This window comes from Priestia sp. FSL H7-0729 (genome assembly GCF_038005685.1).
In the GTDB taxonomy this organism is placed as follows: Bacteria; Bacillota; Bacilli; order Paenibacillales; family Paenibacillaceae; genus Paenibacillus.
The window spans coordinates 62,345-84,445 of the sequence record NZ_JBBOTQ010000006.1; the positions used below are offsets into that span (position 1 = coordinate 62,345).

Genomic DNA, 22,101 nt, shown 5'->3' on the forward strand with positions numbered 1-22,101 from the left:
CGGAGCCTGTGGACATGGAATAATAAGGGGTATGTAGCCAGTCAGTTGCAGAGAGGGGTCATTATGGTATGGTCAATATCGCGATGGTAGAGCAGGAGTCTGTTCGGGAAAAAGTTGTGGCGTTTACGTTTGATGATGGGCCGCATCCGGTGTATACACCTCAAGTACTTGAGATATTCCGTCGTGCTGGTGGGCAGGCGACATTTTTCATGATTGGTACAGAGATAGAGGCTCATCCGGAGATTGCGGCGAGGGTGCACCGGGAAGGGCATGAAATCGCCAACCATACATACACGCATCCGGACCTGACCAAGCTGACGCTGGAGGAAGCCGGGGAAGAGTTGCAACGCGCAGAACGTCTTGTTCAAGAAGTTACGGGGCAACCTGCCCGCAGCTTCCGACCGCCGTATTTTGGCGTAAACGATGATATACTGTCTCTGGCAGCGGAGCGTGGATATCGCACTGTTGGTGCGGTCAATGGTGATGCGAAGGATTGGGACAATCCTGGTGTTGAGCACATTCTGGAGTATACCCGATCTGCGGTGAAACCTGGCAGCGTGCTGATATTCCATGACGGGTACGGGGATCGTTCCCAGACGGTGGAGGCCGTTCGTGTGCTGGTGGAAGAACTGGTCACAGAAGGGTATCGATTGGTGACGGTGAGTGAGCTGCTGGACATTTCACGTGATCAGGATGAAAAGATAACATAATCAAGTGGACCCATCATTCTTTGAATGAGAGGGTCTTTTTTTAATATATATAATACATAGGAAGAACGGAGCGGGAGCACAAACTTTGCTTGCCCTCTCAAACTACTTTATAATAATAGGCTAAACTAGATTATGTCAGGAGGAAACAATGGACTTTATCAAAAATCAACTAGAAGAACTCGGCATGAGTGGACCCTCCATTGGTTATCTTTCAAACATCATTATGATTATTTTTATTGCGGTGATCTCGATATTGGCGAATGTGATTGCCAAGCGAGTGGTACTGAAGACGGTGCATCGTATTGTAAGTAACAACCGTTTCAAGTGGGGCCACATCGTGGTTCAGAAAAATTTATTTCAGAAGCTGTCGCATCTTGTGCCAGCCATTATAATCTATTATTCTGCTTATATTTTCTCGCCCTATCAGGGCATCATTGAAAAAGCAGCAATGACCTACATGATTGTCATCATGATCACGGTTCTGAATGCTCTGCTTAATGTCTTCGATGATATCTATCGTACCTACGAGGTGTCGAAGATTCGCCCAATCAAGAGCTACATTCAGGTAGCCAAGATTGTTCTGTTCATTATTGGGGGCATAATCGTCATCTCCAGCCTGATTGGACAAAATCCGCTTATTATCCTCAGTGGACTTGGGGCGTTATCGGCAGTATTGATGCTTGTATTCAAAGACTCGATCCTGGGCCTCGTGGCGGGTGTACAGCTATCGTCAAACGATATGGTGCGCGTTGGTGACTGGATCGAGATGCCAAAGTATAATGCGGATGGTGACGTCATTGACATTACATTGAACACGGTAAAGGTTATGAATTTTGATAAAACGATTACGATGATCCCAAGCTACGCCCTCATTTCGGATTCGTTCCGTAACTGGAGAGGCATGCAGGTATCCGGCGGCAGAAGGATTAAGCGGAGTATCTATATTGATATCAGCAGTATTCGTTTTTGTACGGAAGAGATGGTGGCGGAATTTGAGAAGATTCATTACCTGACGGATTATGTCACTTCCAAACTTAAAGAAATTCAAGCGTACAACATGGAGCACCAGGTGAATACTGAAAGCAACGTGAACGGCAGACAGCTGACAAACGTCGGTGTATTCCGGGAATATATCCATCAATATTTGAGGAACCATCCAAAGATCAATAAAGATATGACGATGATTGTGCGACAATTGGCACCGGAAGATCGCGGACTACCTCTGGAAATCTATGCATTCAGCAATGATATCAACTGGGGTGTATATGAGAACGTTCAGGCGGATATCTTTGACCATATCTTCGCGGTGGCGTCAACATTCGGACTGCGTGCCTTCCAAAATCCAACTGGACATGACATTGTGCAGCTGAAAGAAGATAAGCAATTTGTGCGAGAATACTAGGACCTCATAATAGCTCTGCCTTTTCATAAATACTATTCATGCATAAGCCATTAACCCATCTAGGTTGATGGCTTTTTTTCTGTGATATAATAGGCATATTTTACGAACGAAGAAGTAGGGGGAACGTGTATGGATTGGGAAGCTCATATCGAACACTGGAGCCGAACGGCCGTTAGATTACTGGATATTGTATATTATCGTGCGGAGCATGGCACGGTTCCTGATCATGATGCGGTGCATAACAGCTTTTTCTTAATTATTACGCATGGAGAGGCTAGGATAAGCATATCAGGCGAGGCCAATCAGACCCGTTCACCATACATATTGCATGGGGGAGCAGATGCTGAGCTGAGTATTATAACGTTGGATCAGGATTTTGCCTATTATCTGATTTTATATACAGCCGAGTGTGTATCGACGGAAGATTGGAAGAGCTTCCAAGTGACGTATGGATTTGCTCCGTATGCGTTACTCCCTATTCAGGAGAAGTGTGAAGCCATGAGTCGTCTGTGGCAAGAGTCTGACCCCATAGACAAGCTACAGGCACAGTCGACCTTTCTCCCAATGGTGTACGAAATCATGCGGCAACAGAATCAGACTTTGGCCAAAAAGGAAAGCAGCAAACCCAATATCGTCACTGAGGCAATCCACTACATTCACGAACACTATAGCGAATCAATTACAGCTGAAGAATTGGCCCAGAGGTACCATTGCAGCGCTAGTTATCTATCCCGTTTGTTCAAGAACCAGATCGGATTGGGACCCATTGAATATCTCATTCATGTGCGCGTTCACAGATCCAAGCAATACCTTCTCAGATCCGAGGCCCGTATTCAGGAGATCGCGAGCAACGTGGGGTATGCGGATATGTATTATTTCAGTCGTTTGTTCAAAAAGCATACCGGCTTATCGCCGCTTCAATTTCGTACGCAATATCGGCCACAGGTTCAGTATAATCCATTACGCTGGTTAGAATCGTCTATTGTAACCCCTAACTCCGGTTCCCATAATGAGAATGAGACTTATTATCAACGGATTCGGGAAGGGGACACATCCATGTTTAGATTTTCAAGACCAGCCTTTGGGGCGATGATGTTATTATGTACATCCTTGCTTCTAAGTGCATGCCAGACTAGCAGTACTCCAGGAGCAACGGCTTCCCAGCCAGCTTCATCAGATACGAATACTGCTGTAGCTACAGACAGCGCAGCTGTGGAAACGCGGACATATAAACATCTGAAAGGAGAAACCGAGATTCCTGTGAATCCACAGCGAGTCGTCAGCTTCTATCACTTGGGTGAGTTGATGGCGCTTGGGGTGAAGCCGGTTGGCACAACGACATATATTTTAGATAATCCACTTATACGTGATACTTCCGGTATTTCAGATGTGGGCGTTCCGCCAGATGCTGAGAAAATTCTGTCACTGGAGCCAGATCTGATTGTGACAACGGCAGCATTCGCAGAAGCTGTGGAAGGTGGGTATGATGCACTGAGTCAGATTGCTCCAACCATTGTTGTCGAGCAGCATAATGACCCGATTAAAGATGTGGAGATGTTTGGCGATATTCTTGGGAAACAAGAGGAAGCACGGTTATGGAATGAGCAATTCAAGGCGAAAATCGCGGAGTACAAAGAGAAGATAAGTCCTTATGTAGGTGCTGAAGAAACGTTCTCCATATTAAACGTGCGTCCAGATGCACTTTTTGTATACGGGGATACGAATATGGGAGGCAATATTATCTACAAGTATCTCGGGTTGAAGCCAACCTCCAAGATCGAGACAGACGTGATCAAAGGTGAGACGTGGGAAATTTCTTCTGAGGTGATTCCTGATTTTATTGGTGATCGATTATTCCTTGCTGTGAATGAAGGAGCGGAGGATAAACTCAAGGATGTGCAGAAGCTGATTGAGCAATCGCCAGCAGGGAAAGCAGACAAGGTCTACAATATCGATTTTGACGAGTTTCTATTCAGTGACCCTATTTCGGTCGTGCAACAGCTGGATATCATTGTGGACATACTGGTCGGAAAGAACCAATAGAACGTCCAACACCCTATGGATTCTCTTAAGCCAAATTGATTCAAGCACCCTGGGAAGGGTAGAATAACGAGAGGACGATCAATTTCCAACAGTCTAATCTCGGAACGAAAATCTAACCTTTTGGCAAAGGAGAGTTCTCACATGAACCATCACATTCCGGAATATACATTGAACGATGGCTTGAAAGTACCTGCAATTGGATTTGGTACCTATAGTCTGAAAGGTGAAGAAGGCGTTAAATCGATCGCGTCTGCCATGGATGCAGGGTATCGATTAATTGATACGGCGTATAACTATGAGAATGAGGCAACCGTGGGCAGAGCAATTAAGCAAAGCTCCATCGCTAGAGAAGAACTGCTGATTTCCTCGAAGCTGCCAGGGCGTTATCACGCTCAGGATAAAGCACTCGTGGCGATTCAGGAATCATTGTACAGAGCGGATCTGGACTATTATGACTTGTATCTGATCCACTGGCCCAATCCGAAGAAGGACATGTATGTCGAGGCATGGCAAGCGCTGATCGAAGCCAAAAAGCGTGGATATATCCGATCCATCGGCGTCAGCAACTTCCTGCCTGAGCACAATGAACGCCTGATTAAGGAGACGGGGGTAGCACCGAGTCTGAATCAGATTGAGCTGCATCCGTTCTTTGACCAAGCTGATCAGCGGGAACAGGATGCGAAGCATGGCATCGTGAACGAATCTTGGAGTCCGATTGGACGTGGCAATGATGCCGTACAGGATATTTTGAAGGATGAGAACATTCTTCGGATCGCGGAAACGCATGGCAAAACGCCGACCCAGATCATTCTGCGCTGGCATGTTCAGCTGGGTTCCATTCCAATTCCAAAGGCCGGCTCCTTGCAGCATCAGCAAGAAAATATCAATATATTCGATTTCAAGTTGAGTACAGAAGAGATGCAGGTCATCTCGGCATTTAATCGTCCGGATGGACGGTTGTGGGATCAGGACCCAAGCGAGTACGAAGAATTTTAAAGACATCTTAATCATTGGCTAAGTTGGTTCCTATATAATCTACCATTTGTAATCAGAAACCCCTGTGAATAAACATGGTCAAGCCTCTGGCTCTACCGTTGATATTCCGGGGGTGTTTTTGTACATTCGGGGGAGAGGATATCGTAAAAAAAGAAAAAGAGTGCCCTTGTCAGTTATGACAATAAGCACCCCTTGAAATTAAAGGTTACAGCTGCACATTTTCACGTTAATGTATCCGCTATGCTGTCGGGATCCGGAAAGTTAAAATTTCATACGGTTTGATATCAAAAGAAATCCGACCATTTTCCACCGCGCATTCCGCTTCGTTGTTCTCAAGCAAATCACACGCGTACGCCGTAGCACCTGTTCCTTCAGGCAATTGCAGGGAAGCCCTACTGCGGCGGCCATGTGCTTCATAGAGACGGATGATCATATCATCGTTGTTCTCGGCTTTTTTGATAACCTCCAGCACGACATTATCCTGATCAACCGATGCGAGCGACCATGTTCCCGGCAACGTACCGGTTTGTGATGCAATATCACGGGCAACCAGCGGACGGTTGAGATCATAAGCAGCTTGGATGACACGTCCTTCACGGAAGTCGCCCTGATGCGGATAGAGTGCATAGCTGAATACGTGCTGCTCTTTGTCAGCATTTTCATTCGGGTACGTTGCGCTCTTGATCAGTGACAGTCGCATCACCGAGTTATGAATATCATATCCGTATTTGCAGTCATTCAGCAGCGCAGCCCCGTACCCGTTCTCCGCCAGATCGGCCCACTTCTGTCCGCATACTTCAAACCGGGCTTGATCCCAGCTGGTATTACGATGCGTAGCACGCTCAACGTTGCCATACTGGATTTCGTAGACCGCTTTCTCACTCCAGATATCCAGCGGGAAGGCGGCTTTCAGCAGCAAATGCTCCTGCTTCCAGTCCACAAACGTACGGAAATCAATCCGGCGTGTATGCGCGTAGAAGATGATCGTTTGCTCAATAACCGAGTCCAGGAACTGTCGCTTCACATGTAACACGGAACGCACCGGCCCGCTTTCAACCCACTCCAGTGACTGTAGGTCGCTAATCTCCCACATATGCTGTTCATAATAGTCGTCAATGTTCCATGCCTCATATTCCGCAGGTCGATCCTCGAACACTTGCAGCACGTTACCACGCTTGCCAGACTGAAGCAGCTCACGCCCCTCCAGCTTGTCCCATACGGATATGAACTCGGCACTTTCATTCAGTTGAATATCGTACCAAGGTGTATGGATGTGGCGCTGATTGGCTTCCCACTGTGCAACCGATACGCCCGCGACAAGTTCGTCAGTCAGATCTGGTGCAATTCGGAACGATTTATATCCAGATGCAGGCACGTTCTCTGCAAGGAACACGAGTCCGCCTTCGGGAGTACGCTGGCTTGGTACAGGGCGATCTCCATCGTAGACGGTCACTTTTCTCGCAAAAGCAGGCAGTTCAACCACGTCCGTCCGTACGAATCCAGTGGTGTTGAATACGACAATGGCTTCGCCATCAGATGTAATTCGGCTTGCAATGCCGTTCAGTGCGCTGTCTTTCAGCTCATCCGTGACACGCAGCACTTCTTCATATTGCTCTTTGGAATCCACATATACCTGCTCAATGGAGCTGCCCGGCAGAATATCATGGAACTGATTCAGCATCGTCAGCTTCCATGCATGCTCCAGTGCATCGGTTGGATAGGCCGCCTGTGCATTCGCCTGACGATGAATCATGGCATACAGCTCGGCATCGGCCAACGCAAATTCGCTATGACGGTTGTACCGTTTGTTGCGGGCCATGGAAGTGTAGGTACCGCGGTGATACTCCAGATACAGCTCACCCGACCAGCGGGGAACGGAAGGCACATCCGCCAGATTTTGCTCCAGCTTCTCGAAAAACTCGCGTACAAAGGTACGTTTCACCGTGGGCACACCCGGCAATCCGACATCAAGTCGTCTGCCATGCTCCAGCATCTCTTCCGTTGGTCCGCCGCCGCCATCCCCGAATCCGAAACATTGCAGGACATCTGCATTGATGTTCTTGTTCTGGTATCGCTGCCACGTGCCTTTGACTTGAGAGGCGTTGAATCTTCCATTATAAGTCGTCTCGAAGCGGCGTTGTCTGAAATCGGGATGCTTGTCATAGTCTGTCGCTGTGATGAAATGGGTTAAAACCTCTGATCCGTCGATGCCTCTCCAGTACATCGTGTCGTTCGGAATCTGGTTCGTATCATTCCAGGCAATTTTGGTTGTCATAAAATAATCAATACCGCTCTTGCGCATAATCTGTGGCATCGCAGCACTATAACCAAATACATCCGGCAACCAGAGCACACGGTTCTCCACGCCGAACTCTTCCTTGAAGAAACGTTTCCCGTAGATAATCTGACGGATCATGGATTCCCCGGAGATCAAGTTACAATCGGCTTCCAGCCACATCGAACCTTCGGCTTCCCAGCGGCCTTCCGCTACCTTTTCCTTGATTTTCTCATAGAGGGAAGGGTAGTCTGCTTTCAGGTACGCATACAGCTGGGGCTGAGAGGACATGAACGTGTATTCTGGAAACTTGTCCATCAGATACAATACACTCGCGAAGCTGCGAATGACCTTCTCCCGAGTCTGATCCAATGTCCATAGCCATGCCACATCGATATGCGTGTGTCCAATACAATGGACGGTAGGGATGTGATCACCAGCAGGGCGGACATCACCATAGACATGATCTTGCAAATATTGGCGCGCTTCCGGTACCGAAGCATGGAATTCTACGCTGTTCTCCTGTCGTAAATCCAGCAGATTCACGGCTTTATTCAGATGTTCGACCAAATTCAGACGCTCCAGATCATCCTCACGCAGCAGATCCGCCGCATCGAGCGCAGCCTTAAGATCGTAATATAGATCGGTGACAGGCTGATGATGCTCAGCAATATATACATTGAGAAAGACATCCGCTGCTGAAGTACTACAGTACGCATATAAAGCCAGTTCGAATTCTTCGCCTTTTGCCGCAGCAGGTGTCAGGTCAATTTCCGTATGGTTCACATCCAGACCGCAGATCAATTCTCCATTGATGAATGCCAGGAATTGTGGATTATCATAGTTCCAGATATCATCCGCACCGGTGACAATGGTACATACGACTTTTTTTCCTTCCATATGATCCGGGATGCGAATCCGGGTTTTGAAGCAGCTGTGTACATCTTTACCGCCCCAGCCATCACCCTTACGAAATACGTTCCAGGAGGAAGGGTCCTCATGCACCAGCTCCCAGGAGTGGTAACCACTTTCTTTATGATAAAGCTCCGGTATATATGTTTTTGAGGTCAGTCGTGCAAGTTCCAAGTGTTTAACTATGGTATGGATCCGAGTATACAAGGAATTCATTTTCATGTTGGTTTCCCACCTTGGTTTGTAGTAAGTACAGGCTGTAGTCGTCGTTGGAGTAAGTATACTGCAAGCGCTAACATATCAACTCTATCATAACAAAGGGGAAATGGGCGAAACTACGTAATGTATGCTGAAAAAGACGTATTTTTATTGCATTTCATGCTAAAATAAAGTCATTAGTATCGGGATAGGAGGCATGTCCATGACAACATCCGTTTTGACATACGAGCAGGGATATGCAATCCATGTCAATCAGCCTGGAGACGAACTCTTTTATCATCTGGACTATGACGAGCGTTCTCATGACCTGAATATGGAGTTTCAGCACTTTCATGATTTTTATGAAGTCTGTATTCTGCTGGATCGCACGGCTGCGCATATTATTGAAGGCAGTTTATATGAGATTCATCCATTGGATATCGTGCTGCTGCGACCTTCTTTGCTGCATAAGACGCAGTATCCGAAAGGTACACCGCCAAAACGCTTGATGATTAATTTTGCGATGCCTCGCCATATGCCAGGACTTGAGAGCGGTTACAATGAACTATTCTCCATATTTGATGAAGAGGTTCCGATTTTCCGCTTCCCGGAAGAACGGCGCAAAGAAATCCTCGCGCCCATCAATGATATTTTCGCCATATCCCAGCAGCGCTCTACGCTTCAACCGGTTGTGATCCATCATAAATTTGTAGAATTTCTGTGTGCCATTCATCGTTACACGGCAGAGAATGGGTATGTGCGAGAAGAGACAGGATCATCGATGTCCCGGCGTATGTATGCCATTGCATCCTATATTCACAGCCACTATCAGCAGGATTTATCTTTGGACGAGGTGTCCAGGCGGTTTTATGTAAGTGCCCACCACTTGTCCCGCCAATTCAACAAGGTCACTGGTTTTACCTTCACGGAGTATGTGCAGATGACCCGTATTCGAAATGCCCAGCAATTGCTGCTGAATTCGAGTGAAAAAATTACGGACATTGCTGCACAGTGTGGTTTCGCCAGCTTCTCCCAGTTCAATCGCATCTTCAACAAACAGAGCGGTATGTCACCAAGTGCCTATCGACGGAGCAGACCATCGCAGAGCAAACATGAAATGATGCTTGTGGGCGAAAGACCCGAGTGACGTTAGCGCCTAGCGTGAGATAATAAGCGGAGTGATGGACAGGCTTAAATTGCTAGTTAACGGGCTATTTTTCCGGACAGGAGATTTTCATGAAAATAATAGTTAAGGACATGGTATAGGATTGGGTCCATCTATTTATGATTTAGCTAGGGACATCCCGCCATCATACATCCGATATACCTTGTCACAATATTCAAGCATGCGCTCATCATGGGTAACCATAATGGCCGCTTTTTGGCGTGATTTCACTTCTTGCGCGATTAGACTAACCACTTCATGGGCTCGTTTGGTGTCCAAACTGGCGGTTGGTTCATCGGCTAAGATGATGTTGGGATTATTCATTAAAGAACGCGCAATGGCTGTCCGTTGTTTCTCACCACCGGATAACTCTTCGGGAAAACTTTTTAACTTCGAACCCAGCCCCAGTTCTTCCAGCAGCTTGGTGGCAAATGCCTTATCCTCTTTTTTGACCGTTCCCGCCATTCTTTTTACAACTAACAGTTGATCGAGAACATTTAGATAGGGAACTAGATTTGAAGATTGCATAATAAATCCAACTTCTTGCAGCCGTATAGTAGATAGCTCTTTCTCCGTAAGCTTCGAAATATGATTTCCGTTTAGTTGAATATCTCCTTCGGAGGCTTTTAGCATAGCCCCAGCAATAGACAAGAATGTACTTTTACCAGAACCAGAAGGTCCAACGACAGCAACAAATTCCCCCGGTTCCACGGATATGGATACATGATCGAGCGCGGTGATCCGATTGTTTCCTTCGGCATAATACATGGTGACTTCCCGCATGTGCAATCCCTTACTCATTATTCAACCCTCCCGAGCGCTTTAAGCGGATCAATCTTCGTAATTTTGCGAACAGATACCAGTGAACTTAACATAGCGATAACCAGCAAGATAATAGAATAATTGAAGACAAGACTGGTTTCCAGCTTAAATGGCATTCCTTTTGGCATAATTGCTGCTGTCCCATAAGTCAGCAAGATTCCAACAACAATGCTAGTCAGCGAAAGTACAAACACTTGCGAGATAATGGCTTTTCCCAAGAAACGGTTGCTGGCACCGATCGCTTTCATAATGCCAAACTGATTGGTCTTTTGCATCGTGATGACATAAAAGAATACCCCAAGCACAAATGCAGAGATCGCGAGCAGAAAGGCAAGCATCATCAGAATCGTTCCGTTCTCTTCTTTGTATCCTGGCATGCCTTGCACAGCTTCCGACCGGGTAACGGTATCCGTACTGGATAACTCTTTGTTTATCGCTTCAGGATCAATATTTTCGCCTTGTAACATGATCGCATTAACCGGTCCTTCAATTCCTTTATCTGAACCTGGAGCAGCAAAAGCGATCTTCCGCCATTCAGCCATTGGTGTAAATACGGATGCAACGTGGTTATACGTCTGATTCTCCACAAATCCGATAATGGTCAATGATTCCGTCGTGCCATCCAGTTGAAAGGTGTCCCCGATATTATAGCCCTCATCTTTTAGGGTCGAATTCACTACCACACCGGTGGGATTCTCGGAAGACAGGCTGTCACCTTCTACAATAGCTGGTTCCAGGAAACTTCCTGGGTTAATTCCTATAATCGCTATATCGACTTTATCTTCATTCTTGGTACTCGTCTCTTTCATTGCTGTTGCCATCGTACTTCCCATAGGGGATGCGGCATCCACATTAGGAAGTTGTTCCGCCTTCGCCACCAGTTGATCTGACAGCAGTGACTTGCTCATGGAAGACTGAGCCCCTTCTTCAAAGATGACATAATCAGCCTTCATGGTCTTGAATGTTGATGCGGCTAGCGTGGACAATCCATTCCCCAGACCGGATAAAATAAATACCAGCCAAGCCATCAGTACGAAGATAATGATAATCATCAAAAACTTCATTTTACTATGCATTAACTCCTTCATCGCTAAAAACATGATCTGTTCAACTCCTTCTCTCTTTTTCGACACATGTGTCAAATTAGGTGCGCGGCGACGCGGTCTTCATTATTAAACGACATAAATGACACTTGTGTCAAATTTAATCCAAGAACAAAGTTAGCTCTTGGCTCCTCCGATCCACATTTGGAACAACAGCTTTCCCCAATCAGGCGTAGGGATATTCATCATGTTCGGCGTATTAATCAAGTTGAAGAAAACACCAATAAGTACAGGTAGAGGGATATCTTGCCGGAGGGCCTGATCCTGCTGTGCGCGTTCAAATAAACGTGATAACTGAATTTTCAGGGTCTTATGTGCTTCCTCAATAAATTCAAGATCTCTCGCTGCTGCAGCAGAATTAGTCGTATTAATTTTGCTGGCATCTCCCAGAAGTTGATGGAGCGTCGATTCTTCTGCGTAGATCAGAAGCAGTTGCTCAAGAGCATCCATGGGATCAGTCTCATCAACGGCTAATGAATTCTCCAACACGGTTGCTATTACGCGCTTCATACAAGCAGCAACAATCTCTTCTTTATTGGCGTAATATTGATATATCGTGCTTCGGGCTCCGGAGAGATGCTGTGAGAGCAGCTTGAGATGAAAACCGTCGTAGCCATGCTCGAGAATTAATTTCTTGGTCGTATCCAGCAGCTCTGTTTCAGTAAAAGATTGTTTTCTTCCCATTGAATCTCTTCCTTTTTTTCATTTAAAGTCTCTTGCTTATTATGATCAGTTTAGCATATGTTTGATGGCCATAATACCAACTAAGACGATTGGTCTGAATAAATGGGTGGACAATATACAAAAAGGCAAATCCTTGAACTTACAAGGATTTGCCTTTTTCCTTTTATATATCGAATACCGACGATACACCGATACGTCTACAATTGATCTTACGATCAGACTTACGCATGTACCGGATGAATCTTGGTGTTATCCCTGATCCTTTGGTGCCAGCTCAATGGCGGAGCGGATGGCTGCCAGCATGCTTTTGTCATCGGCGATGTTCTTACCGGCGATATCGAAGGCTGTACCGTGGTCGACAGACGTACGAATGATGCCGCCTTTCAGACCAACGGTGATGTTCACGCCTTCCTCGATGCCCATCACTTTGATTGGTGCATGGCCTTGGTCGTGGTAGCAGGCTACCACAATATCGAAGTCGCCGCGACCAGCGCGGAAGAAGAGTGTGTCCGCCGGCAGTGGACCAACGACGTTAATGCCTTCCTCCTGCGCACGCTCTATGCCGGGCTGCAATTTTTCTTCTTCTTCCCCGTTGCCGAACAGTCCGTTCTCACCGGCATGAGGGTTGATTCCGCATACGGCTACGCGCGGATTATCAAAGCCTGCTTTTTTCAACGTATCATGAGCAAGCTTCACAACGGTGTAGGTTCTTTCCGGGTTGATACTCGCGATGGCATCGATCAGACCCATGTGCGTCGTCAGGTGAATAACACGCAGATTCGGCGTCGTCAGCATCATCGAGAAGTCCTGTGTATCCGTCAGGTCAGCCAGAATTTCGGTGTGCCCTGGATACAGGTGCCCCCCTTGATGCAAAGCTTCTTTGTTCAAAGGTGCTGTGCAGATGGAGTGAATCTGGTGTTTTTTGGCCAGATCAATGGCTTTGGCGAGAAACTGGAATGCTGCATCCCCAGCCACGGCAGATACTTTACCGTATTCCAGATCCGCTGGAACAAGATTCAGATCAATCACATCGACAGTGCCGAATTCATACTTGGCTTCGGAAGGCTCTTGAATAGCATTAACGTTCAGCGTTGATCCGATAACCGGCAGCACACGCTCCAGAATCTTCGCATCACCAATCACGAGTGGATTGCACTGATCATACATCTCTTGATGACCCAGTGCTTTCATAATAATCTCCGGTCCAATACCTGCTGCGTCGCCCATCGTAATTCCGATTGTAGGTTTCATACGAGAATACCCCCTTTTAATTTTTGAATCGCATGGATAAAGACATCGGGTTTGCCGAATCCGCCTGCTTTGGTAATCACATGCAGATCATCAATGCCTATGAACTTGGAGATCGGCACGCCGATTTCAAGCTCATCCAGCAGCTCGAAGCCGCTAATATTCCATTTCAGACAGATTTGTTTTGCCGTATCGCCACCAGTCATGGAGACACCCTTGAACAGTCCCTCTTCCAATAGTCTGGCGCAGATCTCACCCATCGCGAGTACGATTTCATTGCTGACTTCGGTGTGATTAAGCCCCCGAACTTCGCCCGTGGCACGAGCCAATTCGATATCAATCTGTTCAGCGGTGGAGTAAAGAACGACATCTTGTCCTTCCAGCGCTTTGTCTCGGACCTCGTTATAGACACGTTCCATCTCTTCCGCGCGGTCTTCGGTTGCGGATACCGCTTTGAAGGAGTGGAAGGAGACAGAAGCTACGCGGGACTTGCGCATCAAGCGATGCAGCTGCTCACGGGAGTTTTTGTTGACGCTGCCTACCACCGTGAGGATGGGACCGGAATTCTCCGGGATATCAAGTGAAGCAGCCCTGGATTCCAATTCGTAATGTGCGGGGAGATAATCGGCAATACCCGCCGAACCTGCCCAAGTAAAGGTATAATCCAATTCACGGGTCATCTGCAGAATCAGTTCCAGATGGCGTTCTTCGGTGGAGTCTACCATCACATACGGAATGTTATTTATTTTCAACTGTTCTAGCTTGGTGCGAATATGATTTTGCCCGGCTTCCAGATCTGCGACGGTGATCTCGCCAACTTCGTACTTGGTTTGTAGTTTCAACAAGTCCGGAAGGTAGGAAATCGTAACAGGTGTCTTCGGATCATGGGCAATTTCGGTATCTGCCAGTGGAACGCCGTTCAGGTAATGAATTCCGTTCAGAATAGTCCGGTTATTTTTCGGATATCCCGGGGCAATCATCATAAAGTCCGGCTTAACTACATCATATACAGCATCAATCTCGATGCCGATATTGCCGCGCATGGTGGAGTCCATTTTTTTGAAAATCGTCTCAAATCCGTTGTTCGTCAGCAACTCAGCAGCCCGATATACACGGTCATATGCTTCCTGAGGGGATATGGAACGACTATCTGTATCAAAGACGACAGCATCGTAATGTGTAAGAGGTTCTTCATTCATATTAAAAAGAACACTGGTCTTTAAGCCATGACGGGCAAGCTGCACCCCGCTGTCATTGGCACCGGTCAAATCATCTGCAATAATAGCTAATTTCATGCAGTCATCCCTCCTTGTAAGCAAAATTTCATAATAAGTCCGTCAGATCATCAATTGCACAGAATAAACATATCGGATCAGGTGATAACCATTTATGTGGTTGGTCGTTGATTGTATTTCTCGACGCCACCTGATTTCTCCAGTCGTTTGGAGAGGAACCCGATGAAGATGGGTAACAGGATAGCTGTCGTTACAACGCTCGCCGCAATTTGCACAGTGGCAATCTCCGCAATCGGGCCAAATGAAGCATTGGCAGCCACGATGGCAGCGGGTGTACCTACCGCATTCCCGGCTGTTGAACCTTCGGAAGCACCAACGATCGGGTTCCAGCCAATGGCTTTGAACACTAGATATCCGATTCCGCCTGTGAGAAGCACGGTCAGAACACCGAGCAGAATGCCACCTAGTCCGCCTTGAATGATGGATGAGAAATTGATTCCCATACCCAGGGAGAATGCAAAGAACGGAACAAGTTTGTCACTACCTTTGTACAGCCAATCCCCCAGATTACGGTCCAGATTACCAATAATGACACCAACGATGAGTGGAAGCAATACAGCAACGAATGCCATCGGTGAGAACATGCCGTTCGCAAAGCCCATTGCACCAAAGATCGAGAGCGCTACCATGGTCAGGAACGGACCATCGCTAAGCGCGAGGAACGGGTAAGCTGCCTTGTCATCTTCTTTACCGTATTGACCAGCGAGTGCGATGTACAGACCACCGTTAGAGTTGGTCATCGCAGCGATAATGGCAAGTGGGGCCAGACCCAGGAATAAACCGCTTGAATCCGCAAACAAAATAGCGATAAAACCAAGGCCTGCGCCAATCACCCATTTGAACGTAAGCAAGGTTAAACCTTTGCCGACAGATGAACCTGCTGTTTTGAACGTAATCTGTGTACCCGCAATTAACAGGAACAGCGCAATCAACGTACTGGCACTGTTAACGAAGAGAGCTTCCGTGAATCCGCCAATGCGCAGGGCATTTGGGAAGAATGTATTGATGGTTGCACCAATTAACAGGGGAACGACCATCATACCGCCAGGGATGCGATCTAAAGTTGCTTTAATGTTCATAGTAGTAGCTCCTTATGAAGTAATCGTTTTTATGAAGCGCTTGCAGGGATTATGTTATCCCATATCGTTTAATATAGCAACAATTAATTATTGTAAATTTTAAATGCTCGCTAAATTGTTTAAAAATGCAACACTTTAAGGCGATAAAAAAGACGCAAACTTAAAGTTAATCTTTAAGTTTACGCCATAATGTGGCCCGGTTAATCCCCAGACGCTCTGCCGCCTTCGATTGATTGTTATTTTCCTCCTGAAGCACGATCTGAATAACTTCTTTCTCGATCTCCTTCAGCGTACCGTTCAACTTCGTTGGGCTTGAAGAAGGTTGCTGACCGAGCAAGCGGGATAAGGTAGCCGTGGTGATTACATATTCCTGTTCATTAAGTGCAGCCTGCTTGATCAGATGTTTCAGCTGGTTGACATTCATATGTGTAATCTGTTCTTGAATCAGCTGTAGCGCATCTTCTTTTATTCTCACCGCAGTAGTTCCGTATTTGTGGTAGTACCCCGTAAGGAAATGCTGCATCAGTGGAGCCAGATCCTCTGGCCTATCTGCAAGATTAGGCATCATGATCGTATTAAGCTTCAAATCGAGTGACCAATGGGGATTTATTACCTGTTCCCCGAGGATAAACACCCCAATTCGGCTTTGAAGGCAGCTCTGGATAAAGGAGAGCAACTCCGGATCTTCCATACGTGTTTCCACGTGGTTAATTTCTACATTTCTAACTTTGGCGAGTGGTATCTTGTGCAAATGACCGGGAGGCACTTGCGAGAGATCAATCTGTAATAAAAGTCCACCACCAGAGTACATCTGGTGAATATGTTTGACCAGAAAAGATTTACCGGAATCCGCTTCACCGAGCAGATAGATCGGTTCATGATTCTCATAGAGTGCTCGCATGTTCTTCAATACCATTTGCATGGCAGGAGATTCGGCAACGATGGGCTCCATTGATGCGTCCGTGAACGTTGTTATGCCGAATTGTGCAAAGGCATAGGGTTGTCCTTTTTCCAGCATATATACCTTGTAGTTCTTGTTATCCAGGGTCGTTTCATAGGCGTTGACCGTAAGCTGATAGTCATCCACCATGAACACATTTTGGATCTGGGATTGATGGAATTCCAGACTGGTGTTGGTCAGATACATGTGATTATCGGTCAGCGGATTTTTCTCAAAGTCGGTCAGGTTCTCGAATACAACTTCATTCCGTTCATTTAAAATAAGCAAATTCGGATGTTCCCGTGTAACCAGGTCATTCAGTATGATCGATATCGCATGGTTTTTGCTCAAATAACGGTAGACCAGCTGTGCATCCTCCATCGCTCTAAGGATGGATTCCTGGCCGGATTGGATCAACAATCCCTCCAAACCATAAGTCTTCGCAGTGTTGACGGTGATCACATCTCCGACAATCTGGCGATACCCGGCAGCTTTCAACTCCAAGAGTAATCGTGCCACATCTTCCGAGCTATGTATGGTGTAGACCTTGAGGGGCAGATCCATCAGATCAATAATCGATTGTGCACCGGAGGTGATGTTGGAGAAGCCAACGATGGCCGTTTGGCCGTTAAACTGGCTTGCCAGGGTAAGGGAACGAATCATATCATAACCCGATAACTGCACATCAATGACGGGAATGGTGACTGCTTTTTTAATCAATTGAGCGGTTCCGCCGCGGCTGATGATAATCTCTGCACCGTTTTTTTCCGCTTGAGTTGCCAATTCCACACCGTTCGCCAAGTCGCCCACGTCTGTCTGAATGGCTAACTGGGGAAAGCGGGGAATACACTCTTGTATAATAGGAATCATCGATTCATAAGGAGCAATAAAGTGAACTCGTGTACGCATATTTTTCCTGCCTTTATAGAAAACTTTGATCCCCTTATTATAGCCAACTTGCGAAGGAATGGCACCCTGGGTGCACAGGTCACTGTTAATGTGTGCAGAATGCCTGTGTAGTATGTCGATATAACTCTCCGCGTGGAATGTGACGAAGTGCACTGAATCGAATCCCTAACTATTTCAAAATTAATGGATCATTGCACACGATAAGTTTAGAGAAATGAGGAGTTTTATATGGGAGACATTCATAAAGTAGCTGAGCCGGATCACATCATTAAGGATGTTGTCGGAAAGTATCCTTGCAGGGTCCTGTGGAGTGAGGGCCGTCCATGTCTGGAGTATCAGCGGGAAGAAGAGTTAGCGGGGATCGAAGAATATGTCCGCGCTATGTATAACGTTGAGCTGATGGATGTGTTTTTCACAGCGGTGGAGAGCCTTCCGGTTGAACCCTAGGGTAGGAAAGGATGATGATACGACAAAGGGTTAAACCCCCATACATCTTCCAAAATTCATGGTAAGATCAATAGAAATGTTTATCATTTTGGAGGGGAACCCATGAGAATTGTGTTGAAGAGATTTGGGTATGGCGCCTTGGCAATATTAGGTGTCATGCTAGTGTTCGTTGTTATTAGTTTTACGAATCATACCATTAAGCTCAAGAGTGAGTTGAGTATTCTGTCGCCGCCAGGAGCAATAGTTAAGGTGAATAATCACCAAATGCATGTCTATACAGAAGGTGCTGGGTCACAGACGCTGGTCTTTCTATCAGGTGGAGGTACCTCCGCTCCTGTATTGGACTTCAAAGCAATTTACTCCAGATTGTCGGAACAATACAAAATTGTTGTAGTTGAGAAGGCCGGATACGGTTTTAGTGAAACGGCCAAGGTATCCCGTGATATTGATACGATTTTGGAAGAAACCAGAACAGCGCTGACCTTAGCAGGCCAGAATCCACCATATGTGTTATTTCCACATTCGATGTCAGGCATAGAAGCATTATATTGGGCACAACAGTATCCAAACGAAGTGAAGGCGATCATCGGATTAGACCCGGCTATTCCAGAGGTATATGAAGCATATCCCTTGCCCTCGAGAGGTATGATGAATCTTACAGGTTTGGGAGCACGAATGGGGATTACACGGTTTTTCCCTGAGATTGTGAATTCATCCGCTGCGATTAAGGAGAAACATTTGTCCCCTCAGGAAGAGGGAATATATCGAGCATTGTTCTACAAGAATACGCAGACATCGAATATGAATGATGAGGTCAGCATGATTAAACAGAATGCAGTAAAGGTTGCAAAACGAGGAATCCCGGATGTGCCGATGTATTTTTTCATATCTAATGGAGAAGAATTACCCGTTGAGAATTGGGAAACGTACCTAATAAGTTATATCGAGTCTGTGAAGATGGGACAATATCAGGTTTTAGATGGCGGTCATTACATACATAATACAGATCCAGATCGAATCGCAGAGGAAAGTGTGCAATTCATTAACAAATTGTAAATTGGGAAGAAGGAAATTAAGAGTTAGAAGAAATTTTTAGATCATGAGGCGAGAGGCGGCACTATAGGTGTTCGTCTTTTCTTATACTGCGCTATTATCATGAAGATTTGGATCGTATTAACTCCACTTGTAAACGTGAAATGTGAAACGTATGTCGCCTTATTCATGTATTATAGTATACATATGAACTTTTCGGAGGAGGAACACGTAATGGGAATCTTATCGAGGTTTAGAGACGTGATGAAGGCCAATGTGAACCACATGTTATCTCGGACGGAAGACCCGGAGAAGAGTGTGAATGAATATATGCGCAGCCTGAGAAGTGATCTGGGTCAGGTAAAAGCAGAGACGACCGCGGTGTTGTCAGATGAGAGCCGGGCGAAGCGAGCATTGGATGAGTGCAGTGCCGAGGTTAAGAAGTTACAGCGGTACGCGGAGAAATCGGCAGAGTCGGGAGACGAAGACAAGGCACGTGGTTTTCTGGAGAAGAAAGTGAAGCTGGCTGACAAATTGAACGAATTACAGGCTGCCTATGAACGGGCTTCCGCCAAAGCCAAGATGATGAAGCATATGAATGATAAGCTCGTTGCCGATCTAGGACAACTGGAAGCACGGCATGCAGAACTGAAAGGTCGCATGGCAGATGCGAAGGCGCAGCAACTGGCCAATGAACGCAATGCATCTACGGGCAGAGCCGAATCGGCATTGAAGGCCATGGAAGACAAGGCGAACCAGGCGTTGAACGAAGCAGAGGCTTTAGCAGAACTTCGTGCCGGGGCACAGGAAGATGATCTGGACGAATTAATTGCCCAATTGGAGAGGGACATGAACGCGGATGCGGGTAATAATGAACATGCGTCGCCAAGTGCGGAGGAAGAACTCGCAGCAATTCAGGAGAAGCTGAAGAAGTGAGTTTAACGTGTGCACTACAACGTAGAGGACAGAAAAGAATTATATTTCGTTAACATTGAGGTGAGCAGATGCCGGTTATTGAATACAAATGTCCGAACTGCGGCAGTGGCATGATCTTTGACAGTGTGTCAGGTTCATTATCCTGTCCCAGCTGTGGCCGCCAGGACAACATAGAGCAGATCCCAGACCCCTTGAAGAGACAAGTGTTCACGGAAAATGAGGTCAAGGAATACCACTGTAACAGCTGCGGAGCTGACATTGTGACCGAACCGGAGACCAGTGCGACGACATGCAGCTTCTGCGGTGCAGCAGTTGTACTCAGTGATCGGCTGACGGGCAATTTGGCCCCCGCGATGGTAATTCCCTTTTCCATTAACAAGGATCAAGCCAAGCAGGCTTTCAAAAAGTGGTGCAAAAACGGCCTCTTAACGCCAAGTGGCTTCATGTCCGCCGATCGGATTCAGAGCATAACCGGCATGTACGTGCCGTTCTGGTTGTACGAGTTACATAACAAAATCGAAGTGCATGGTCGTGGCACCAAGGTCAGATCCTACACCCAGGGCGACTACCATTACACGGAGACACAGCATTTCGATATATACCGCCGAATTCGGCTGAATTACGTGAACCTGCCCATTGATGCATCGGAGAAAATGAAGGATGAACTGATGGATAAACTGGAGCCTTTCCCATATAATCAGCTGAAATCGTTCAAGACCCCGTATCTGGCGGGGTACATTGCGGAAAAATATAGCTATACGGACGAGGAACTTTTCCCACGTGCCAAAGATAAGACGAGATCGTATATTGATTCTTATATTGCTTCAACCGTGTCCGGTTATAGCAGCGTGAGTTACACCGACAAGCAGATTGACACTAAGCTCAAAAATGCAGACTATGTGCTGCTCCCGGTGTGGATGGTCAATTATGACTACAATCGTGCGCAGTATACATTTGCCATGAATGGTCAGACAGGTAAGGTGGTCGGCAAACCGCCGATCAGCAAAGCCAAAGTGGCCGGTTGGTTCGCAGGAGTATCCGCGGTCTCGTTATTGTCACTGAAGCTGGTTTCCTGGATGATGGGAGGTGGATTCTTATGAGAAAAAGAACCCCTCTGGCCGTGATGGCTACGCTCATTTTGCTTATGATCACCCTGGTTGCTCCATTGATTCCCATCTCATCGGCATCCGCAGCGGAGAGCAAAAACCTCATCTACGATGAGGCCAACCTGCTAAATGAGCAGGAGAAAAGCGAACTGAACCTACTTGCGAATCAGTATGGTGCGGAACGGCAGACGGACTTTGTTATTTTGACAACAAATAATGTTGAGAATCAGGATATCGTGCTTTTAACTGAAGATTTTTATGATAAGCAGGGGCTAGGGTACGATAAGAAATTTGGCAATGCTGTTATTTTGACGATGGATATGAATAATCGAGAAGTGTATCTGGCAGGATTTTATAAGGCAAAAGAATATTTGAGTGATCAGCGGCTGGATTCTATCCGTAACCGGATTACCTCTGAATTGTCCAGCGGGGACTATAAACTCGCATTTGAGAAATATATTGAGCTCTCTTACAAATATATGGGGTACGAACCGGGTGTGAATCCGAACAACATTTTGTTCAACGGCTGGTTTCAGTTGGGAGTATCCGTAGTACTGGGCGGTATTGTTGTTGGCATGATGACCTATCGTTCCGGGGGGCGTGTCACAGTCAACCGTGCGACTTATGAGGATTCAAGTAATTCCAGTGTAATTGATCGGCAGGATCGTTATATCCGTACGACCGTAACCAAGCGCAAAATTGAGAAGAACAATAACAATGGAGGCGGAGGCGGCGGTGGAGGTACATCGCGAGGCGGTCATTCACACAGTGGGAGTAGAGGATCGTTTTAATAAAGGAA

General features: G+C 46.5%; 18 protein-coding genes. 10 read left to right on the forward strand and 8 right to left on the reverse strand.

Going from position 1 to position 22,101, the window contains the following annotated elements; all coding sequences use genetic code 11:
* Positions 1-68 precede the first annotated feature (68 nt).
* The 4 genes from MHH93_RS15540 to MHH93_RS15555 all read left to right on the forward strand — a co-directional run bounded on the left by MHH93_RS15540 (position 69) and on the right by MHH93_RS15555 (position 5,151).
* Positions 69-710 (forward strand): polysaccharide deacetylase family protein, encoded by a 642-nt coding sequence (locus MHH93_RS15540; protein ID WP_500054758.1) that lies wholly within the window; start codon positions 69-71, stop codon positions 708-710.
* Positions 711-858: 148 nt separating this feature from the next.
* Positions 859-2,112 carry a mechanosensitive ion channel family protein gene (locus tag MHH93_RS15545; protein ID WP_500054759.1) on the forward strand — a complete coding sequence of 418 codons (1,254 nt, stop codon included), beginning with the start codon at positions 859-861 and terminating at the stop codon, positions 2,110-2,112.
* Between the two features lie 129 nt (positions 2,113-2,241).
* On the forward strand, positions 2,242-4,155 hold the full coding sequence (locus tag MHH93_RS15550; RefSeq protein WP_500054760.1) for an AraC family transcriptional regulator: 1,914 nt from the start codon (positions 2,242-2,244) through the stop codon (positions 4,153-4,155).
* Positions 4,156-4,296: 141 nt separating this feature from the next.
* The gene (locus MHH93_RS15555; RefSeq protein ID WP_500054761.1) at positions 4,297-5,151 is read left to right on the forward strand and encodes an aldo/keto reductase; all 855 of its coding nucleotides are present in this window, start codon (positions 4,297-4,299) and stop codon (positions 5,149-5,151) included.
* Positions 5,152-5,389: 238 nt separating this feature from the next.
* Here the strand turns inward: MHH93_RS15555 and MHH93_RS15560 are convergent, their stop codons facing one another.
* On the reverse strand, positions 5,390-8,560 hold the full coding sequence (locus MHH93_RS15560; RefSeq protein ID WP_500054762.1) for an alpha-mannosidase: 3,171 nt from the start codon (positions 8,558-8,560) through the stop codon (positions 5,390-5,392).
* Between the two features lie 199 nt (positions 8,561-8,759).
* Between MHH93_RS15560 and MHH93_RS15565 the strand changes: the two genes are divergently transcribed.
* The gene (locus MHH93_RS15565) at positions 8,760-9,683 is read left to right on the forward strand and encodes a helix-turn-helix transcriptional regulator (RefSeq protein WP_500054763.1); all 924 of its coding nucleotides are present in this window, start codon (positions 8,760-8,762) and stop codon (positions 9,681-9,683) included.
* A 135-nt stretch (positions 9,684-9,818) separates the two neighbouring features.
* Here MHH93_RS15565 and MHH93_RS15570 read toward each other — a convergent pair whose 3' ends face one another.
* From MHH93_RS15570 to MHH93_RS15600, 7 genes are all read right to left on the reverse strand, one after another.
* Positions 9,819-10,502 (reverse strand): ABC transporter ATP-binding protein, encoded by a 684-nt coding sequence (locus MHH93_RS15570; RefSeq protein WP_091012064.1) that lies wholly within the window; start codon positions 10,500-10,502, stop codon positions 9,819-9,821.
* Complete coding sequence (locus MHH93_RS15575) at positions 10,502-11,623, reverse strand: ABC transporter permease (RefSeq protein WP_091012066.1); 1,122 nt, start codon at positions 11,621-11,623, stop codon at positions 10,502-10,504. The genes MHH93_RS15570 and MHH93_RS15575 overlap by 1 nt, the downstream gene beginning before the upstream one ends.
* 120 nt (positions 11,624-11,743) lie before the next feature.
* A complete protein-coding gene (locus tag MHH93_RS15580; RefSeq protein WP_440392295.1) occupies positions 11,744-12,310 on the reverse strand; it encodes a TetR/AcrR family transcriptional regulator in 567 nt (188 codons plus the stop codon).
* Positions 12,311-12,559: 249 nt separating this feature from the next.
* A complete protein-coding gene (pdxA, locus tag MHH93_RS15585; protein WP_500054764.1) occupies positions 12,560-13,561 on the reverse strand; it encodes a 4-hydroxythreonine-4-phosphate dehydrogenase PdxA in 1,002 nt (333 codons plus the stop codon).
* Positions 13,558-14,853, reverse strand: coding sequence for a four-carbon acid sugar kinase family protein (locus MHH93_RS15590; protein ID WP_500054765.1), 1,296 nt, complete (start codon positions 14,851-14,853; stop codon positions 13,558-13,560). The genes pdxA and MHH93_RS15590 overlap by 4 nt, the downstream gene beginning before the upstream one ends.
* Before the next feature lie 92 nt (positions 14,854-14,945).
* Complete coding sequence (locus tag MHH93_RS15595) at positions 14,946-15,932, reverse strand: 2-keto-3-deoxygluconate permease (protein WP_124118293.1); 987 nt, start codon at positions 15,930-15,932, stop codon at positions 14,946-14,948.
* A gap of 166 nt (positions 15,933-16,098) precedes the next feature.
* Positions 16,099-17,781 carry a sigma-54-dependent transcriptional regulator gene (locus MHH93_RS15600; RefSeq protein ID WP_500054766.1) on the reverse strand — a complete coding sequence of 561 codons (1,683 nt, stop codon included), beginning with the start codon at positions 17,779-17,781 and terminating at the stop codon, positions 16,099-16,101.
* Between the two features lie 228 nt (positions 17,782-18,009).
* On the opposite strand from MHH93_RS15600, the gene MHH93_RS15605 reads away from it, so the two are divergent.
* The 5 genes from MHH93_RS15605 (at position 18,010) to MHH93_RS15625 (ending at position 22,093) form a co-directional block, all read left to right on the forward strand.
* Entirely contained in the window at positions 18,010-18,228 is a 219-nt protein-coding gene (locus MHH93_RS15605) for a hypothetical protein (RefSeq protein WP_500054767.1), read from the forward strand.
* Positions 18,229-18,330: 102 nt separating this feature from the next.
* Entirely contained in the window at positions 18,331-19,284 is a 954-nt protein-coding gene (locus tag MHH93_RS15610; protein ID WP_500054768.1) for an alpha/beta fold hydrolase, read from the forward strand.
* A 210-nt stretch (positions 19,285-19,494) separates the two neighbouring features.
* Positions 19,495-20,196: a PspA/IM30 family protein gene (locus tag MHH93_RS15615; RefSeq protein WP_500054769.1), complete on the forward strand. Its 702-nt coding sequence runs from the start codon at positions 19,495-19,497 to the stop codon at positions 20,194-20,196.
* A 68-nt stretch (positions 20,197-20,264) separates the two neighbouring features.
* Positions 20,265-21,296: a TFIIB-type zinc ribbon-containing protein gene (locus MHH93_RS15620; protein ID WP_500054770.1), complete on the forward strand. Its 1,032-nt coding sequence runs from the start codon at positions 20,265-20,267 to the stop codon at positions 21,294-21,296.
* On the forward strand, positions 21,293-22,093 hold the full coding sequence (locus MHH93_RS15625) for a TPM domain-containing protein (protein WP_500054771.1): 801 nt from the start codon (positions 21,293-21,295) through the stop codon (positions 22,091-22,093). Before MHH93_RS15620 ends, MHH93_RS15625 begins: the two co-directional genes overlap by 4 nt.
* Positions 22,094-22,101 lie beyond the last annotated feature (8 nt).

Excerpts from the sequence above, each read along its gene's own strand:
- MHH93_RS15545 (WP_500054759.1), top strand. The coding sequence starts at position 859 with ATGGACTTTATCAAAAATCAACTAGAAGAACTCGGCATGAGTGGACCC.
- MHH93_RS15590 (WP_500054765.1), bottom strand. The coding sequence starts at position 14,853 with ATGAAATTAGCTATTATTGCAGATGATTTGACCGGTGCCAATGACAGC.
- MHH93_RS15565 (WP_500054763.1), top strand. The coding sequence starts at position 8,760 with ATGACAACATCCGTTTTGACATACGAGCAGGGATATGCAATCCATGTC.
- pdxA (WP_500054764.1), bottom strand. The coding sequence starts at position 13,561 with ATGAAACCTACAATCGGAATTACGATGGGCGACGCAGCAGGTATTGGA.
- MHH93_RS15620 (WP_500054770.1), top strand. The coding sequence starts at position 20,265 with ATGCCGGTTATTGAATACAAATGTCCGAACTGCGGCAGTGGCATGATC.
- MHH93_RS15555 (WP_500054761.1), top strand. The coding sequence starts at position 4,297 with ATGAACCATCACATTCCGGAATATACATTGAACGATGGCTTGAAAGTA.
- MHH93_RS15560 (WP_500054762.1), bottom strand. The coding sequence starts at position 8,560 with ATGAAAATGAATTCCTTGTATACTCGGATCCATACCATAGTTAAACAC.
- MHH93_RS15605 (WP_500054767.1), top strand. The coding sequence starts at position 18,010 with ATGGGAGACATTCATAAAGTAGCTGAGCCGGATCACATCATTAAGGAT.
- MHH93_RS15615 (WP_500054769.1), top strand. The coding sequence starts at position 19,495 with ATGGGAATCTTATCGAGGTTTAGAGACGTGATGAAGGCCAATGTGAAC.
- MHH93_RS15600 (WP_500054766.1), bottom strand. The coding sequence starts at position 17,781 with ATGCGTACACGAGTTCACTTTATTGCTCCTTATGAATCGATGATTCCT.
- MHH93_RS15595 (WP_124118293.1), bottom strand. The coding sequence starts at position 15,932 with ATGAACATTAAAGCAACTTTAGATCGCATCCCTGGCGGTATGATGGTC.
- MHH93_RS15610 (WP_500054768.1), top strand. The coding sequence starts at position 18,331 with ATGAGAATTGTGTTGAAGAGATTTGGGTATGGCGCCTTGGCAATATTA.
- MHH93_RS15575 (WP_091012066.1), bottom strand. The coding sequence starts at position 11,623 with ATGTTTTTAGCGATGAAGGAGTTAATGCATAGTAAAATGAAGTTTTTG.
- MHH93_RS15540 (WP_500054758.1), top strand. The coding sequence starts at position 69 with ATGGTCAATATCGCGATGGTAGAGCAGGAGTCTGTTCGGGAAAAAGTT.
- MHH93_RS15550 (WP_500054760.1), top strand. The coding sequence starts at position 2,242 with ATGGATTGGGAAGCTCATATCGAACACTGGAGCCGAACGGCCGTTAGA.
- MHH93_RS15580 (WP_440392295.1), bottom strand. The coding sequence starts at position 12,310 with ATGGGAAGAAAACAATCTTTTACTGAAACAGAGCTGCTGGATACGACC.
- MHH93_RS15570 (WP_091012064.1), bottom strand. The coding sequence starts at position 10,502 with ATGAGTAAGGGATTGCACATGCGGGAAGTCACCATGTATTATGCCGAA.
- MHH93_RS15625 (WP_500054771.1), top strand. The coding sequence starts at position 21,293 with ATGAGAAAAAGAACCCCTCTGGCCGTGATGGCTACGCTCATTTTGCTT.